The sequence below is a fragment of the Oceanobacillus timonensis genome (genome assembly GCF_900166635.1).
Classification (GTDB): Bacteria; Bacillota; Bacilli; order Bacillales; family Amphibacillaceae; genus Oceanobacillus; species Oceanobacillus timonensis.
The window spans coordinates 3,325,711-3,342,902 of sequence record NZ_LT800497.1; the positions used below are offsets into that span (position 1 = coordinate 3,325,711).

At 39.2% G+C, this 17,192-nt stretch carries 17 protein-coding genes; 4 read left to right on the forward strand and 13 right to left on the reverse strand.

Features of this window, described 5'->3' with window-relative positions:
* The first annotated feature begins 207 nt into the window (after positions 1 to 207).
* The gene (locus B7E05_RS16235; protein WP_080875192.1) at positions 208 to 780 is read left to right on the forward strand and encodes a copper resistance CopC family protein; all 573 of its coding nucleotides are present in this window, start codon (positions 208 to 210) and stop codon (positions 778 to 780) included.
* Positions 781 to 783: 3 nt separating this feature from the next.
* A complete protein-coding gene (locus tag B7E05_RS16240) occupies positions 784 to 1,884 on the forward strand; it encodes a copper resistance D family protein (RefSeq protein ID WP_080875193.1) in 1,101 nt (366 codons plus the stop codon).
* A gap of 143 nt (positions 1,885 to 2,027) precedes the next feature.
* Here the strand turns inward: B7E05_RS16240 and B7E05_RS22540 are convergent, their stop codons facing one another.
* From B7E05_RS22540 to rfbA, 8 genes are all read right to left on the reverse strand, one after another.
* Complete coding sequence (locus B7E05_RS22540; protein ID WP_080875194.1) at positions 2,028 to 3,416, reverse strand: PcsB-like coiled-coil domain-containing protein; 1,389 nt, start codon at positions 3,414 to 3,416, stop codon at positions 2,028 to 2,030.
* Positions 3,417 to 3,664: 248 nt separating this feature from the next.
* Positions 3,665 to 5,356, reverse strand: a complete 1,692-nt coding sequence (locus tag B7E05_RS16250) for a DUF6044 family protein (protein ID WP_080875195.1) — start codon at positions 5,354 to 5,356, stop codon at positions 3,665 to 3,667.
* Positions 5,319 to 6,449 (reverse strand): dTDP-4-amino-4,6-dideoxygalactose transaminase, encoded by a 1,131-nt coding sequence (gene rffA / locus B7E05_RS16255; RefSeq protein ID WP_080875196.1) that lies wholly within the window; start codon positions 6,447 to 6,449, stop codon positions 5,319 to 5,321. The genes B7E05_RS16250 and rffA overlap by 38 nt, the downstream gene beginning before the upstream one ends.
* 4 nt (positions 6,450 to 6,453) lie before the next feature.
* Positions 6,454 to 6,810 (reverse strand): EamA family transporter, encoded by a 357-nt coding sequence (locus B7E05_RS16260; RefSeq protein ID WP_080875197.1) that lies wholly within the window; start codon positions 6,808 to 6,810, stop codon positions 6,454 to 6,456.
* Between the two features lie 73 nt (positions 6,811 to 6,883).
* Entirely contained in the window at positions 6,884 to 7,561 is a 678-nt protein-coding gene (locus B7E05_RS16265; protein WP_245833123.1) for a GNAT family N-acetyltransferase, read from the reverse strand.
* On the reverse strand, positions 7,554 to 8,540 hold the full coding sequence (locus B7E05_RS16270; RefSeq protein ID WP_218672703.1) for a glycosyltransferase family 2 protein: 987 nt from the start codon (positions 8,538 to 8,540) through the stop codon (positions 7,554 to 7,556). Before B7E05_RS16270 ends, B7E05_RS16265 begins: the two co-directional genes overlap by 8 nt.
* Positions 8,501 to 9,529, reverse strand: a complete 1,029-nt coding sequence (rfbB, locus tag B7E05_RS16275; protein WP_080875198.1) for a dTDP-glucose 4,6-dehydratase — start codon at positions 9,527 to 9,529, stop codon at positions 8,501 to 8,503. The genes B7E05_RS16270 and rfbB overlap by 40 nt, the downstream gene beginning before the upstream one ends.
* Positions 9,522 to 10,454 (reverse strand): glucose-1-phosphate thymidylyltransferase RfbA, encoded by a 933-nt coding sequence (gene rfbA / locus B7E05_RS16280; RefSeq protein WP_080875199.1) that lies wholly within the window; start codon positions 10,452 to 10,454, stop codon positions 9,522 to 9,524. The genes rfbB and rfbA overlap by 8 nt, the downstream gene beginning before the upstream one ends.
* A gap of 367 nt (positions 10,455 to 10,821) precedes the next feature.
* Between rfbA and B7E05_RS16285 the strand changes: the two genes are divergently transcribed.
* The gene (locus tag B7E05_RS16285; RefSeq protein WP_080875200.1) at positions 10,822 to 11,181 is read left to right on the forward strand and encodes a hypothetical protein; all 360 of its coding nucleotides are present in this window, start codon (positions 10,822 to 10,824) and stop codon (positions 11,179 to 11,181) included.
* 125 nt (positions 11,182 to 11,306) lie between these two features.
* Here B7E05_RS16285 and B7E05_RS16290 read toward each other — a convergent pair whose 3' ends face one another.
* Positions 11,307 to 12,533: an MFS transporter gene (locus B7E05_RS16290; RefSeq protein WP_080876342.1), complete on the reverse strand. Its 1,227-nt coding sequence runs from the start codon at positions 12,531 to 12,533 to the stop codon at positions 11,307 to 11,309.
* Between the two features lie 115 nt (positions 12,534 to 12,648).
* Here B7E05_RS16290 and B7E05_RS16295 point away from each other — a divergent pair, with 115 nt between their 5' ends.
* Entirely contained in the window at positions 12,649 to 13,563 is a 915-nt protein-coding gene (locus tag B7E05_RS16295) for a LysR family transcriptional regulator (protein WP_080875201.1), read from the forward strand.
* 212 nt (positions 13,564 to 13,775) lie between these two features.
* Here B7E05_RS16295 and B7E05_RS16300 read toward each other — a convergent pair whose 3' ends face one another.
* Genes B7E05_RS16300 through cobA form a run of 4 tightly spaced genes read right to left on the reverse strand, consistent with a single transcriptional unit; the run spans position 13,776 to position 17,190 of the window.
* Complete coding sequence (locus tag B7E05_RS16300; protein ID WP_080875202.1) at positions 13,776 to 14,588, reverse strand: formate/nitrite transporter family protein; 813 nt, start codon at positions 14,586 to 14,588, stop codon at positions 13,776 to 13,778.
* Entirely contained in the window at positions 14,585 to 15,073 is a 489-nt protein-coding gene (locus B7E05_RS16305; RefSeq protein WP_080875203.1) for a precorrin-2 dehydrogenase/sirohydrochlorin ferrochelatase family protein, read from the reverse strand. The genes B7E05_RS16300 and B7E05_RS16305 overlap by 4 nt, the downstream gene beginning before the upstream one ends.
* Positions 14,991 to 15,782, reverse strand: coding sequence for a sirohydrochlorin chelatase (locus B7E05_RS16310; protein ID WP_080875204.1), 792 nt, complete (start codon positions 15,780 to 15,782; stop codon positions 14,991 to 14,993). The genes B7E05_RS16305 and B7E05_RS16310 overlap by 83 nt, the downstream gene beginning before the upstream one ends.
* On the reverse strand, positions 15,775 to 17,190 hold the full coding sequence (cobA, locus tag B7E05_RS16315) for a uroporphyrinogen-III C-methyltransferase (RefSeq protein WP_080875205.1): 1,416 nt from the start codon (positions 17,188 to 17,190) through the stop codon (positions 15,775 to 15,777). Before cobA ends, B7E05_RS16310 begins: the two co-directional genes overlap by 8 nt.
* Positions 17,191 to 17,192 lie beyond the last annotated feature (2 nt).

A 17,192-nucleotide genomic window follows, 5' to 3' on the forward strand; every position in this document is an offset into this window, starting at 1 on the left:
TATCCTTTAGTGGAATATCGAATGGTACGGATACAAAAGAAAAATCCTATACTTTTATTTTCCCCAGAAAAACCATTGTCATTAATTGTTCATAGTTCAAAGAAATGTTACTTTTTTATTTTCATGAAACTTGTCGCAAGTAGTATTCTCCTATAAGCTTAAGGCTGAAGAAATTATACTGAATTCATTAGATAAAGGAGGAAAATGATGAAGAAATTTACAGGAGTACTGGCATTCGCTGCCTTGCTTTTCGCATTCAGTGCAAGCCCTGCCTTTGCTCATACACATCTCGATACGTCTGATCCAGAGGAAGGTTCCACGGTCACCGAGCCGTTAGACAATATAACATTGTATTTTGAAACAGTGATTGAAGATAGTGCTGTGATGGAGTTGCAGGCTGAAGATGGTACAGAAATTGCGCTTGACAATCAGACCGTCAATGACGATGAATTTTCAGCGGATGTCACAGAGCCATTAGAAAATGGAACATATACCCTCAGCTGGGATATTATTGGCGTAGATGGTCATCCAATGGAAGATTCTATTTCATTTGAAGTGGATGCAGAGGAAACAGCAGTGGAAGAAGAGGAAGACACGGAAGCTGCTGAAAATGGAGAAGATGCAACCGATGAACAGACAAATGAAAGTGAATCAGCCCAAGAAAGCGATGTACAGGAAGAAACAGCAGATGATACGAGCTCCAATACCTTGCTGATTACTGTTCTGGTTATCGCTATTGTCGCTATCATTGCTATTGTATTACTCAAAAGGAAGAAATAATGTATGTTTTTTGTAACGATTTTTACAGAAACGTTCTTATATCTTTGTCTTGCCTTTTTAGCAGGGAGCTTTCTCATTCGATTGCTTCCTGCCACTTCCCATATCAAGGTTAAAATATCTTCCAATCTGCAGCTTGCAGCTGTATGGGGGATTGCTTTGTTTGCATTTGTTCCTCTTATCCAGCTAATTAGCCACATTGCTGGCCGCTCTTCCTTAGGCTCAGCATTTGAAGATGTTTTATTATCCTTCCGAATTGGAAATGCGTGGTTATTTCTATTTATTATTTGTATACTTTTCAGTGTTTATATTGCCTCTGTCAAAGACTCAAGCAGTAAACAAACAGCATGGGTCGGAATGATTTTTACCGGCTTTGCAGCATTTGGTGTTGGCTGGGCGAGTCATGCCGGTTCTTTTGAGGGATTTCTCGGTGTATTCATACACGGTGTGCATATGCTGACAGTAAGTGCCTGGATTGGAACATTGATAATGGTCTCTTGGTTTGTACCAAAAAATATAGATTGGCTGCGTTTCATCAATAAGTATCACCCTTTTGCACTAACCTGTTTTGTTATTGTTGTCATCAGCGGTATTTTACTAGCACAATTCACCGTTGATCTCAGACAGTATGACGAAGCTTTACTTGTTTCTTATGGACAAAGTTTATTCTTAAAACAATTATTTATCATTCCGTTATTCGTATATGCCATTTTTAATGGAATCTGGATGAAGCGGCGTTTACAGGCTGATGCAAGCTTCCAGGCAAGACCTTGGATACGTGTAGAGTTCTTTATTATTCTATTTATCCTGTTGCTGACAGGTATTATGAATGAGCAGTCACCACCTCTTTATATGGACAGTCTAATCGAACATAGCGGCTACGCTCCCATACTCAATATGTTTTATAACGGGACCATGGATGGCGTTCGTATTGGTTTAGCATTAGAAGGATCTGTTTTCTTCTTTATTGCCTTAGCACTTGCCTGTCTCGCCGGCAGTATCTATATATTTAAAACAAAAAAACATCCGGCTCTTTCTTGGCTGGCTTCTCTGGTTTTTGTTGTCATGGGGTACTTTGCTTTTATTCAAAGTATTGTCATTAACTAAATGTCTTTTTCATAACAAGAAAATCCAGACAGAAAAAGTCTCAAAATGGATAAAATTGCATTTTGAGACTTTTTTCATGCCAAAAATCATTCATCTTAGAAAAAAGCATGTGTTCCAACTACATTCGGAACACATGCTTTTCATTATCTTAGTATCGTTACTTTTACGTCTTTTCTTCCCCAACTGTGTGCTTGCGATTCATCTGAATAAAACACATCAATTTTATTACCGTTAATTGCTCCGCCCGTATCACGTGCTACAGCTACGCCATAGCCTTCTACTTCTACAACACTGCCAAGCGGAATAACGCTTGAATCAACCGCAATTACTTTTGCACCTGCGTTTTTATTTAAATCAAAACCAGTTGTTGTAAGGCCGGTACATCCGCTACAGTCAGCTGTATAAGCTGTTGATGAAACGGTAAATGTTTTTCCGGAACTTTCTTCTTTATTAGAGCTTTCTTCTTCTTTACTAGAGCTCTTTTCTTCTTTTTCGGTTGATTGTTCTTTTGGCTCAGAAGATTTTTCTTTATCGTTATCTTTCGTTTCTTCTTTAGGTTCTTCTTTCTTCTCAGATGTATTATTTTCGGCAGAAGCCTCTTCTTTTTCTTCTTTTTCTTCTTTCTCTTCTTCTTCCGGTTCATTGGTTATTGTCTTAGATGCCACACTGGTTTCTTTTTCCTGATGAATCTTCGTTTCTTCCTCGTTCTCTGCTTCTTCTTTTTCTGCAGCTTTTTCTTCCTCTGCTGCAAGCTTAGCTGCTTCCTCTTCTTTTGCTTTTTCTTCCGCAGCAGCCAATTCTGCTTGCGTATCCGCTTCTAAAGAGGCTAATTGTGAATCTGTGATTTCCAGATCTTCTACAAGCGCTTCTAAATCAGATTGCTTTGTTTCCAGGTCATCTTTTTGAGCATTGCTGTCAGCAAGTGCAACTTCCATATTTTCTTTTGCTGTGCTTTGATCATCTTTTAAATCATTCAAAGCACTCATTTTCTCAGTTTCTTCTTTCTGCTTGTCTTCTAAAGAAGCGATGTCCGTTTCTTGCTGCTCAATTAATTTCGCATCGGAATCAGCTATTTTATTCACTGCATTGGCGCGTGAAATAAAGTCTTCAAAGCTCTGTGCACCGAAGAGAACTTCCAGATAATTGATGTCTCCGCCGGATTGCTGCACAGCTACCATCCGATCTTGTAATATCTCAAAACGTTCCTCTATCTTCTCTTCAAGCTCTTCCATTTCGTCTTCTAAAACAACAATATCGTCTAATAAAGCATCAATCTGTTGATCTGTCTCATCAATATCCTGCTGCTTCTCTTCTAATTCATTTTCTTTGCTTGCAATCTCACTCTTTAACTGCTCCAACTCTTCTAACACGGAAGCAACTTGTTGTTCAGAATCAGATAATTCTGTTTTAACGTCTGAACGCTGATCGCGAATTTCTTCAAGATCATCAGCAGTTTCTGCTTGAACTGGTATAATACTTGAACTCATGAAACCAACTATCATTACTATCGCTAGCAAAAATGATTTCTTCAATTCTATTCCCCCTGTTCCTGCATCACTACTACATAGCTCTCTCTCTGTAAAAGGACATTCGTCCCTTAGCTATTATGCAGCTTTGTGAATCATAGGATAAATTTAACACAAAATAAATTTCTAATGCAGTGTAACATCTACAGATTGCAAAGAGATTATAGAAATATTACATTTTTGTATCTTAACAGGGGGAATTCCTCTTTAAAGCCTGTCACACAAGTGCATCCAGTCGTAATATTACATTCCAATTACAAAACAGAATATAAATAAATTTCCCAAGGAGAATCCGGGTCTGTAAAGGTTTCTTCCAGAGTCAGACCGATATCATCTGCATTTTCAATTGGGACAGCTGATAAAATATAGTCTCCTCCCAAGTCCTTTAGAGCGTCTGTATCAATGGCCAAATCTTTAATTGGTTCATTTTTGTCCTTTGTATACATATAATTTTTTCCATGTTCGGCAACATACATGTACAGTCTTCCACCCCACGTATCAAAATAGTTTTGTAATTTGGGGCTCTTATCTAACTCACCAGCAATGACTTCACGGAAATCATGCTTATAATCCAATGGAAAACTATTGTTATACGTATCCAACGTGTAAAAACCATTAAATTGAGCGATGGCCGGATGTAATCCAATACTGACCACGCGGTAATCACTTGGATCTTCACCAATATACTCTTGAATAGATGTAAACAAGTCCTCTGAATAAAACTCTTTAAAGGTTGGTGTGTTTACTTCCCGGTATTTGAACTCTTCCGCCTGCCCGAATAGCAACAGACTTTGCCAAAGAATCAGTACAGCAACAAGCACTTTCCCGATTTTTCTCCATTGCCAAAGAATCAATAAAGCGAGTGCGAACGCTATATACCAAATCGGTGGATCCATAAAATGAATCCGTGCAAAATTGAATGTATTTAATACAGAAATATTCTCTTTCAGCGGATGCCAGCCTTCCCAGTACCAGAAAGCATACCAAAAGGATAAAGCTAAATTAATCAAAAACAAACTAAACAACCATTTTGGTTGCCTGTTTTTAAATAGAGCGAGCAAAACAGCTAATAAAATAACCGGAATAATAATATAAGCCTGCACTGCTTCATCATGCGTATGCCCATATAAAAAGTTCTCCCAGGCTAATTCATAGCTCCGTTCAAAGGTATTACCGCTTAACTCCAGTTCCTCCCGATGAGAAGTAAAGCTATCATCAAAAAACATCGATGTAATCAATAAATAATCCTTCATCACAAAGATGGCTGCCATAATGGCAATCGCTGCAAAAAAAGGACCATTCCATTTTTTTGTACGTATCCAGTCAATCAACCACAGTAAACCAATGATCGCCATAAAGAAAACAAAACTGATGACAAAGTTTGCAAAAAATGGAATCAGACACAGCAGTATCCACGTATGCTTCGGTGCTTCTGTTCTATATTTTCGAATCATTAAAAAAACATACAGCGCCAATGGTATTCCAGCGATGGAAAGGACACCGGACGGCCAGTAAGGAAGCATGGCAAAAGCAAGAGAAACACCAACCGTTATCCAAGGTGTTGTCTCTTTTTTTACAACAAAGCGAGTTAATAATAAATACATCCCAAAGAATGCTGCAAACCGCATAATAGCCTGACTGATGGTATAAGCTGTTATTGGTTCAAATAAAACATACAGCCAAAGAGCCGCATCGAACGCAGATGGTAAAGCACTTCTTGGCAGCCCGTCAATCGCATACGGCAACGGCACATCTGTTAACGTAAAAATAGACCCGCTTTCTGCGAGTACTTTATACCAGACAATATTAGAGTCCATGTTATCATGGACTCTAATATGTACATCTTCACCGTAAATCACATAAGGAGATAAGTAAGCAAGCAAAACCAGGCAGCCCACCCATATCCATTTATTGTGCATAAAATTGCTGAATGCTTTGAATGACATATTCCACATCCCCTTTACTTATTCCATAGTAAAGTGGTAGTCGTACTAAACGTTCACTTTCTATCGTTGTATATCTATCTTCCCCTGAGAAGACGCCGCATTGTTTACCTGCGACAGATGAATGCAGTGGAACATAATGTGTTGCCGTTACAATGTCACGCTGCTTTAAATATTGAATTAACTGTCCCCGAACTTCCAAATTCCTCGTTTTAATAAAGAAAATATGTCCATTGAACGCTCGATTTTCCGGGATAAAAGGAAGCTCTATTTCTCCTGCATCAGCAAGATGAGCCAGCCCCTCTTGATACATCTCCCACGTTCCAAGACGATTTTCATTTATTTCTTTCGCATGCTCCAGCTGTACAGAAAGATAAGCTGCATTCAGTTCGCTGAGCAGATACGATGAACCAATATCTCTCCATGAGTACTTATCCACTTCTCCGCGAATAAATTGAGAACGGTCTGTCCCCTTTTCTTGAATCATTTCTGCACGCTCGACGAAAGAAGGATCATTAATATATAATGCCCCTCCTTCCCCGCAAACATAATTTTTTGTTTCATGGAAACTGATTGTTCCCAGATGTCCAATTGTTCCCAAGGCCTTGCCTTTATAAAAACTCATTAATCCCTGCGCTGCATCTTCCACAACCCATAGACGATGTTTTTCAGCAAGCTCCATAATACTGTCCATATCACAGGAAACTCCAGCATAATGAACAACCACAACCACTTTTGTCTTTTCTGTTATTGCTGCTGCAATTTGTTCCGGGTCAACGTTCATTGTCTCCGGTTCGACATCGACAAAGACAATTTTCGCGCCCCGCAAGGCAAATGCATTTGCTGTCGAAACAAAGGTGTAAGAAGGCATAATCACTTCATCTCCTTCTCCTACCTCTGTGAGCAGCGCTGCCATTTCCAGAGCTGCTGTACAAGACGGGGTAAGCATGGCTTTTTGGACATGCATCTTTTCTTCCAGCCATTGTATACATTTTTCTCCGTAAGTACCGTTTCCTGATAATTTCTTTTTTTCGATAGCATCACGTATTGCTGTATCTTCTTCTCCTATATAACATGGTATATTAAATGGTATCATGGTATCACCTCATTATCAGAATACCTATCACGACAAAAGCAAAGCCGACGATTTTCTGTGTACTGATTGGCTCTCCAAATAAAAGAACCGACATAATAAAAACAAGTATAAAAGAAAGACTCATGAATGGATAAGCATAACTGATATCAAATTTTGTCATAGCTGCCATCCAGCTTAATGCCGCTAAAAAAGCCGCAATAAATCCGGAAAGTATCCAAGGGTTCCAGACGAGCTGAAACAGAAACATAAATTTATCGAGTAAGCCGTCCGGCAGTTCCCCTTGCCGATCCATTGTCCACTTAATAATTAATTGTCCGTAGACTGTAAACAGGACGGTTCCGGCAATATAAAAATAACCCAAAATTCCTCCCCCTAACATCGCTTGATATGTTTTTATTTCTATTATCTAAAAGCCAACTATTTTTACACGAGGACTAGAAGGAACCATTTACTTTATGATAAATATCCTTCCCCGCCCGTAATCGGAAGCCTAAACCGATAAAGACATTCAATGATGCCGGGTTGCTGGGGGAAATAGATGTAATCAGCTCTTCTTTTCCAGTTCGTTCAAACTGTTCTTTCACACAAGCTGCTGTAAAAGGTCTGGCAAATCCTTGCCCGCGGATATCTTTATGCATCGCTAAAAGCAGCACATTTTCTTCCTGATAAGCGAAGAAACCTTTTACCTGCCCATCCTGCTTATAAGCAAGAATCAACTTCTGATCAATCAAGTCCTTTACCCAATTCCGATAACGTAAATCAGCTAATTCATTGGGAACTTGAAAATCTCGGTGATACCTTCCACCTTGAAATGCTTCTTCTGCAATTGTTAATATGTCGTCCGCATCGTAATTCTCATGAAAGGTGACATCTCCTGCTGCAGCTTCTAAAAACTTATCACGATAGCAATACGGTTCCATTAATGTATCAGCATAATAAAAACCGTATTTTTGCAGCAAGGCTTTATCTGCAAGCGGGTCTACTTTCACCGTAAAATGCCCCTCAACACCTGCCGTCGCTTCGAATGCCGCTTCACTGTACTCGGTTAATTGAAATGTTTCAAGCGGAAAATTACGGCTGTCCCAAGGGGTTGGCTTTAAATATTCACTCATGATCTTCTTCCTCTCTCTCATCATACATTGTTCCTTTTATATCTTTAATTAAATAAATTGGCCTGTTTTTTGTTTCATTAAAAATCTTCCCGAGATAAAGACCGATAATACCTAATTGGAAAAATAATAAACCGCCGATAAAGAAAATCGACACCATGACACTGGTCCAGCCTTGAACAGTCTCATCCAAAAAGAAATAACGGGAAAACAAGTATAGTGCATAGACCAAAGACACTAATGCCATCAGAAAACCTACCCCAATCGAAAGCCGCAACGGTTTATTCGATTGAGACACAATCGCATCTGTTGCCAAAGCGAATAGCTTTTTCAGCTGATAAGATGACTTTCCTTCTTTTCTGGCGTCATGTTGCACTTCTATTTTTGTCTGCTTGTATCCCATCCATTGAATAAAAAAAGGAAAGTAGCGGTTTTGCTCCCGTAGTTTCCGGAAGCTTTCTACAACTTTTTTCCGGGAAATACTAAAATTGGCAATAGATGCATCTGTTTTCTTTCCGGTAAAATAATCATAAACCTTATAGAAACCTTTAGATGACCATTTCTTGAAATTTTTGTCCTGCCTCTCCACACGCTGTGCAAAGACAACATCATACCCGTCCTGTGCCCGCTCATACAGCGAGGCAATTTCTTCCGGGCGGTCTTGCAGGTCACAATCCATCACGACCACCCAATCCCCGGCTGTAAAATCAAGCCCGGCAGTGATAGCATGGTGCTGACCAAAATTACGGGAAAGATTTATTCCCTTAATTTTTTTGTCTTTCTGATGAAGTTGAAGTATTGCTCCCCAGGCATGATCCGGGCTCGCATCATTTACCATAATGATTTCATAATCTGCAGGAATGGACTGGATTGTTTGAATAATGCGATTGGCGAGCTCGACAAGGCAGCGTTCGCAGCCATATACCGGGACGACAACAGAAATTAAGTCGGGACGTTGGTTTTCCATTTTTGCAAATACCATTCCACTGTTTTTCTCAGCCCATTCTCTAAATCTACTTCCGGTTGCCAACCCAGCTCGTTTTGAATTTTACTTGCATCAATAGCATATCGCTTATCATGCCCTTTCCGATCTTCCACAAACGTAATCAAATCGGAAAAGTGCTGCAATCCATAAGTTTGCAGTAAATCAGGTCTCTGCTCATCCAGTAGCCGGCAAACGGTATGCGTAATAAGGATATTTTCTTGTTCATTATTACCACCGACGTTATAAGTCTCCAACGTTTTACCCTGATGATAAATCAAATCAATGGCTTTACAATGATCCTCGACAAACAGCCAATCACGAATGTTCTTCCCATCTCCGTAAATAGGTATCTTCTCTTTTGCCAAAGCCTGCCGGATAATCGTCGGCAGCAATTTCTCTTCATGCTGCCGGGGACCATAATTATTCGAACAAGAAGAAATAATCACATTCATCCCATACGTATGGCCAAAACTTTTCACTAAAAAGTTTGCACCGGCTTTCGATGCACTGTACGGATTCCTTGGATCATAGGGTGTCTCTTCTGTAAACTTACCAGACTCACCTAAAGAGCCATAGATTTCATCGGTTGAAATGTGATGAAACCTGCGCTCAGACAACTCTCCTTTTTCCTCCCAATCAGACCTTGCTGCCTGCAGAAGATTCAGCGTACCCACGATATTTGTATCAATAAATGGGCTGGCATCTTGAATAGAGCGATCTACATGAGACTCTGCCGCAAAATGAATGACGCCTTCAATATCATAGTCTGCAAATATCGCTGTCACTGTTTTCATATCTGCAATATCACCATGAATAAAATGATAATTCTTATGTTGTTCCACTTCGGTTACATTGCTTAAAGAACCAGCATAGGTCAGCTTATCCACATTAATCAACTGCTGTTCAGGATATTGCTTCTGAAAATATTGGATGAAATTCGAGCCGATAAAACCGGCTCCCCCTGTAATTAAAATAGCTTTACTCATTTTCCACCAGTCCCAACATCGGATGATGATCAATCGAATCCCAGTATTGCTGGCTATGTTTCCGATTGGCAATTTCCATTAAGTATTGACCATAATCGGTTTTTTCCATCGATTTCCCTTTTTCATACAGTACATCTCGTGATATATAACCTAAATAAAAAGCAATTTCTTCAAGGCAAGCAATTTTAAACCCTTGACGCTGCTGTGTTGTTTTAATAAATTCTGCCGCATCAAACAAGGACTCCTGTGTTCCTGTATCCATCCAGGCAAAACCTCTGCCTAAAAGTTCCACATGCAGCTGGTTCCATTTTAAATAGGCTTTATTCAAATCGGTGATTTCTAATTCACCACGATCGGAAGGTTTGAGCTTTTTAGCAATCTGTACTGCTCTGGAATCATAGATATACAAACCTGTCACCGCAAAATCGGACTTCGGATCGTCCGGCTTTTCTTCGATGGAAATCGCTTTTTGATGATGATCAAATTCAACCACTCCGAAACGTTCCGGATCTTTCACCCGGTAGCCGAAAACTGTTGCATGTTTATGGTTTTTAATGGCATTTCGCAATAACGTGGTAAAGCCCTGACCATAGAAAATATTATCCGCAAGAATCAGCGTTACATCATCTTTGCCAATAAAATCTTCCGCCAGAATAAATGCCTCCGGAATCCCTTTTGGCTCAGCCTGTTCTTTATAGGTAATTTGAATACCTAAAGAAGATCCATCTCCTAACAGAACCTCAAAACGAGCCATATCTTCCGGAGTACTAATAATCATCACTTCTTTAATACCGCCAAGCATCAAAACAGATAGCGGATAATAAATCATCGGCTTATCATAAACGGGCAGCAGGTGCTTATTCATACTATCCGTACTCGGAGACAGACGTGTTCCACTTCCTCCAGCCAGAATAATTCCTTTCATGATACACACCCTCCATCGAAATAAAATTTATTTTAATAACTTTTAAACATAGGTCATGCTATTATCTACATTATTCCTTTTAAAACCCTTTTGTAAACTTACATTCTCATTTCAAATTTGTTTCGAGAACAGAAGAGTTGTTGCAGATTTACCATGGAATTGCCACAATTGGGAGAAATGATATAGAAACAGGATCTATAGTTGAATTATTCTATTATCAACGCCTGTTTTTTTAGTAAAAAAGACCATGTTCTTTCTCTTTACTAAAACTTCAATAACATTATCATATAAAATCTCACCATTTCGAACAATGTTTTGATAAAATCATATTATATAATCAAAAAAGATACAATAAGGAAGATTTTAAATGAACAAAGAACAACTAGAGAAAAATATATACAAACACGCCACGGAGCTACTTACCGAGAAAGGTTATGTCAGCCCAATTGATATTTTGATGAAAATGGATAAATTGTCGAAGAAACAAGTAGAGGATTGGCGTTTTAAACGAATTCCCGATTTGGAAAAGGTTATTTCTCTCAATTTGGGAAAATTGAATTATTTTCTGCAGACCTTAAAAAAATATGGCAAAGAGCAGCAGTTAAAACCTTCTTTCACAGTCTATAAATCATGGGGAAAAGGCCCAAAAAAGACATTACGATTTTCCAAAACCGGCAATCCGCATATGGAGAAATTATATTCGACTCACTATGTGAAACAATCTTAAGTCTTCCATTTCAATGAGAATCGTTGTCTCTGATATAACAATAATCTAAAAAGACCTTCTCATCATTTTTTCTAAATGATGAAAAGGTCTATAAAAATGAAGATTCCACACCAAAATTATTATTTTTAATTGACCAGACTTTCTTCGTTGTTTGTTACTTGGTTTGCGGTTCTCCCCCTGTTTGCTTTTTTCCCGTGCATAAAATAGTACAAGATGCTAATACCAACAACTAAGACACCCATTGCTATATAAAGATTACGATATCCTAAGACGGGAATCAACATACCCAGCAAAGTAGGTGCAATGCCCGCTCCTAAGTCTGTAAACATATAAAAAGTAGATGTTGCTAATCCAATTTTTTCCTTGGGAGCAGATTTAACAGCAATAGCTTGGGAACTTGGTATGATTGTTCCATATCCCAGACCGATAAAAACAGCTGCTAATAAAAGCATGAAACTATTTGTTGTTATTGCTAATAACAACAAGCCAATAACAAAACAAAGAAAGGATGGATACATGATTTTGTTTTCTCCAAAACGGTCAAATATTTTCCCTGTAAAGGGACGTGACACCAACGTACTTACTGCATAAACCATAAAGAAGAAACTTGCAGCTGAAACAAGATTGATTTCTTGAGCATAAGCTGTCAAAAATGAAAGGACACTTGCAAAGGCAAACCCTACAAACACCACAACTAAAGCAATTGGTAATGCTTCTTTTTGTAAGTATTTATCCAGTCCTTTTACGTCTCCAGGCTGCCTTTGATCCGCTTGTTTTGAAAGAGAGTCCATTTTGATTTTTTTCGTAGTCAATCCAATTAGAAAAGCCAATGTAATAATCACCAGACAGAAAGTAAAATTCATTTCAAATCCTAGGTGCTGATTAATAAAAATACCTGCAAATGGTCCAATGGCAGATGCTAACGTTGTACTCAATGCATAATAGCCAATTCCTTCCCCCTTACGAGGCTCAGGAACAATTTTGGAAGCAATCGCTCCGGTGGAGGTAGATGAAATACCAAATGCAATCCCATGTAAAAAGCGCACAATCATTAGAATCACTAAGCTATGAATAGTGAAATATAACGATATCGTTGCAATGGAAACAATCAACCCAATCATTAAAATATATTTCGGTTGCCATTGATCAATATACTTCCCGGAATAGAGACGTCCGACCAACATACCGATAATAAAAATACCGGCAGCTAAACCGCCCATTCCTTCACTTGCCTTGTACTCTTCTATGGTAAATACCGTAATCGTAGCAATAAGAGAATAGTGAATAATATACATAAGAAAATTCACTAGTGTAATTGATATAAAATCCTTTGTCCAGAGTTTCTCTGACATCATAAACAGCCCTTTCTAAAAACAGTATAAATATATTATACACATCAGTAATATTACTGTATAATTAGAATTAATGATGTTTACATTAGCTATACTTATACAAAGGGTGGTAATATTGAATTTTGAACAATTACATTATATTAAAGCTGTCGTAGAATATAAATCTATTACACATGCATCTGAGGCGCTTCATATCAGTCAATCTGCTCTAAGCCAATCGATTGCAAATCTGGAAAATGAGTTAGGACATAAGCTGTTTACCCGGTCAAGAAGCGGTACGTTACCGACGGAAAATGGCAACAAGCTTATTCCATTTATATTAGAAATCTTGGAATCCGAATCAAAATTAAGACAAACTGTCAATTCCTTATCCGCAACATTACGAGGAACATTAAAGATTGCCACGACGCCATCCTTATTTATGACAGTTATTCCGCAAGCTCTTTCACTTTTTAGAAAAGATTACCCGCAAATTGATGTCCAAATTATGGAAGCGGAGAATAATGAGATTTTTCATCTTGTACAAACAAAAGAAATAGATATCGGCCTATTTTCTTTAATGGATAAGCATGAAACAAGTTCTGATATGGAAGTCTATTCCTTATTTTTATCCAGCAGCTTTAAAGCGATTGTACCCATTCATTCTAAACTTGCATTTCAGGAATCTGTAAGCTTAGAAGATATCCAGGATACACCTTTTATTTTATTTGACCGGGAATTTTATAACGTAAATATTGAAAAATTTGAAGCACAGCGGGGTCCACTAAATATATTATTTACGACGAAAAATCCAAGCGTCTTATTTCGCTCCGTATCTGAAGGATTAGGCTTTAGCATTGTTTCTGATCTAATGCTGCGAAATGATCCGCATTTGCAGGCAAAATCCATTGCTGCGGTTCCAATGGGTTATCCATTTAATGGAGAACTTCAATTTGTAGGAATGACTGCTAAAAATAATGAAAAAAAGCAGTTGACGGAGACGTTTATCTCCTATGTTAGAAATAATGGATACACTTCTTTTTCCAATTAAAAAAGCTTCGTTGAATCAATAAAAGAACATAACCTATTTTAAACAACGGATAGGTTATGTTCTTTTATTCCATGAAATGATTGTTGATTTTTGTCATACATTCTACAACACTTCCCTCCTTCCTGCCGGAAACGTAGATATAGGAAAATTTCTCAACTGCCAAAAAATATCATACACTTCCTGAAAACAGCCCCATACCTTTTTCCCTTCAGCTATGCTTCTTTCTTCCATTTCTTTTCCACAGATGACTGCATATTTGATGTTTTCTCTGTAATACCATACCAATAAGCAGCCCCAATGAAAACTGCTCCGCCGACAATATTCCCTAGTGATACTGGAATCAAGTTTGCTGCCATACCTGCAAACGAAATGGTCTCCGGATGGGGAATCATTAAAGCAGTGGAAAGCAACGTCATATTAGCCACGCTATGTTCGAATCCGGAAGTGATAAAGGCAAATAAACACCAGAAAATCATGATAAGCTTTGCCGTTTCATCTTTCAGTTTCACAGAACACCAGACCGCCAGACAGACAAGAATATTACATAGGATACCGCGGACAAACAGCTCCATAAAAGGTCCATTCATCTTTGCTCCTGCGGAAGAAATAATGAAATCAGCCGTTCCTCCCGTTGCCAAACCTGAATAAAAAAACAAACCTGCAACCAGAATCGCTCCTGCAAAGTTTCCAAAATAACTGAATACCCAAATGCGCAGCACATCGACTATCTTTGTCTGTTTCGTTAACAAACCAATCGTCATAATCATATTATTTCCTGTAAATAAATCCGATCCAGCCATAATAACTAAACTCAACGCTATTCCAAAGGATACGCCCATCACAATCGATGTGCCGGCAAAACCAGTCGGCCCAAGCATACCACCGATTGTAAAAATCAAAATAATACCAAGTCCAACAAAAAATCCTGCCAGCATGGTCAGCATAAGGTATTTACTCTTACTCTGATTCAATTGTTTCACCTTGGCAACAGCCGTATTACTGAAAGTGGTTATGGTCTCCATCATTTTTTGTACCTCCTTTTTGCATACATTTCTACCGTATTTCCTATCCGGCTGTCATACCGTTCTTCCAGCTCTTCTTTCAATGCCTTAGCAAGTGCAGGACTTGCACCCGATGTAGAAATGGCCACGATGAATTCTTCCTGTCTGACCACTGCCGGAGTGATAAAATCAGACCGTTTGCTTTCGCTTGTGTCATTGACCCACTGATTATCCGCAGCACATTGGCAAACAAATGCATTCACCAGTTGGTTATCTGTAGCTGCAAAGATGAGATGTGCTCCCTTTAAATCTTTTTCTTCAAATTTTTTCTTTTTCCATATCACATCATGGAGCTTAAATAATTCCTCTCGTATTCCCGGGCTAATAACCGTTATTTTAGCTCCTGTACCTGCCAGTCCTTTTGCTTTACGCAGAGCTATTTCCCCACCTCCGACGATCACTACCTTTTTTTGTTCCAGGTTTACCATTACCGGATACAGCTTCTCCATCACGTGCTTCCTCCATTCGCTTGATCAACGTTTTTTTCATCAACGGATCAAATTCTAAATTTTGACAGATTGCAAATGTATTCTTAGAAGTGAAAACCATCTGTTTTATTTTTTCCAGCAGCAAACCTGTAAATAACAAATACGGCATCACATAGACTTTTTTATATCGATAGGGAAGAAATGCCAATGCTTCTTCCATACTTGGTTTTCCAAGTTTGAGAAAAGCAGTGTACACAGGAATATCCAGTCTTTGTTCGATTTTTCTTCCAATCTGTTGCAACCCTTGAATCGGTTCAATATGGCTGCTTCCTCGGCCGACAAGCAAAATGGCTGTTCCCGGCTCATGATTTTTTGCTTGAATCCGTTTTACTGCCAGGTCCACCATATAAGGATGTGTCCCAAAAGGATTTGTCATTTTAAACGATATAAAAGGATATTTCTTCTGCACCGCGGCTACCTCTTCCGGAATATCCAATTTATGATGCAGTGCTGAAAAAAGAAGCACTGGAACAATTAAAAACCGTTTTGCTCCTTTCGCTATTAATTTTTCAAGTGTTTCCGCAATCGTTGGATTGGTTAATTCCAAAAATGCTATTTCCTGCGTCGGCACGTCGACTTCTTCCATCACGGATGCTATAAAACGCTTGAACTGTGTATTCCCTTCTTCACGACGGCTTCCATGACCAATATAGACTACGGCATCAAACATGTTCATCCCTCCAATTGATTCGTTTCAATTCCGCTTGAACCGCTTCATCAACATGACAGAATCCTTGCTCTATCGCATATTCCTTTACACTCTCTCCAATATAAGCAAATTGGAGATCCAATAAATGCTCCATATCACGCTTCTGCAACTCTTGGATAAAACTTGCCACAGCTGCTTTATTCGGAAAAAGAACCGTTTCCCAATCATCTTCAGACAGCATTCGTGTATGAATGTCATCAAAGCGTTCATCCACCAGCCATTCATGCGTTGGATAGCAATCCTGCTCGTGACGTGCATCTGTTTGTGATCCAAGCACGATTGCAGGCGCATCACTATCCTGTGCACGTTCTGCCACAATCCCTCTTGCAGCCAATGCTTTTCTTGCCTCTTCCGTCTGATATGCGATACTCCGCGGCAAATCACGAATATCATAATGCGCTTGTTTGCATTGTCGAAAGAATACATCTACACTGGCAGCGTTCGTAAACATTAGACGACCTGCAGCCATTATGGTTTGGAACGCTTGCTTTGTGAATGTGTGCACATTTTGTTTCAGAATGGGAAAGGAATACGCTTCTGCTCCACGTTCTGTAAAATAGTCTTCCAAAGCAAAGGAATTTCCTGTGGCATTGGCAATCAAAATCTTTCTTCCGCTGAACGTTTTGTTATCAAACCAGGTAAGTTTCTCTCTCAGTCCTACGACATTACCAACAATCATCATCGCCGGACTCTTGATATGCTCTTTTTCAATACTGGTTTGAATGGTTTCCAACGTCCCCTCCACTACTTTTTGTTTTCCTAACGTTCCCCATTGGATAATCGCCACTTTTGTATCAGCCGGCTTTCCCTGACGGATTAATTCCTTGCAATTCGTCAGCATTTTCTTCATGCCCATATAATAGGCAACTGTATCCCCCAGAAGCTGTCCGTCCTCATGCAACGCAGCATTACTTTGACAAGTATGCCCTGTTCGAAGGGTCAAACTGGTACTGTAATCCCGATGCGTCACAGGAATGCCGGCATAGGCTGCTGCTGCAATACTGGACGTGATGCCTGGAATAATTTCAAACGTCAGATGATGCGCCGCAAGTTCCTCCGCTTCTTCACCGACTCTGCCAAACACAGCAGGATCGCCTCCTTTTAAACGGACAACATGATAGCCTTTCCTTGCATACTGCACAAGCAGCTGATTAATTTTCTCCTGTCGCATCGTATGTCTTTCCGGCAGCTTCCCGCAATAGATAAACACGCAGGAATCTTTTGCATCACGCAAGAGCCTTGGATTAGCGAGGCGGTCATATAAAATGACATCCGCCTCGTTTATACGCTGCATCCCTTTTTTTGTTACCAGTCCTGTATCTCCAGGACCGGCACCGACAAATGAAATAAATCCTTTTTGCGTTTCCATAA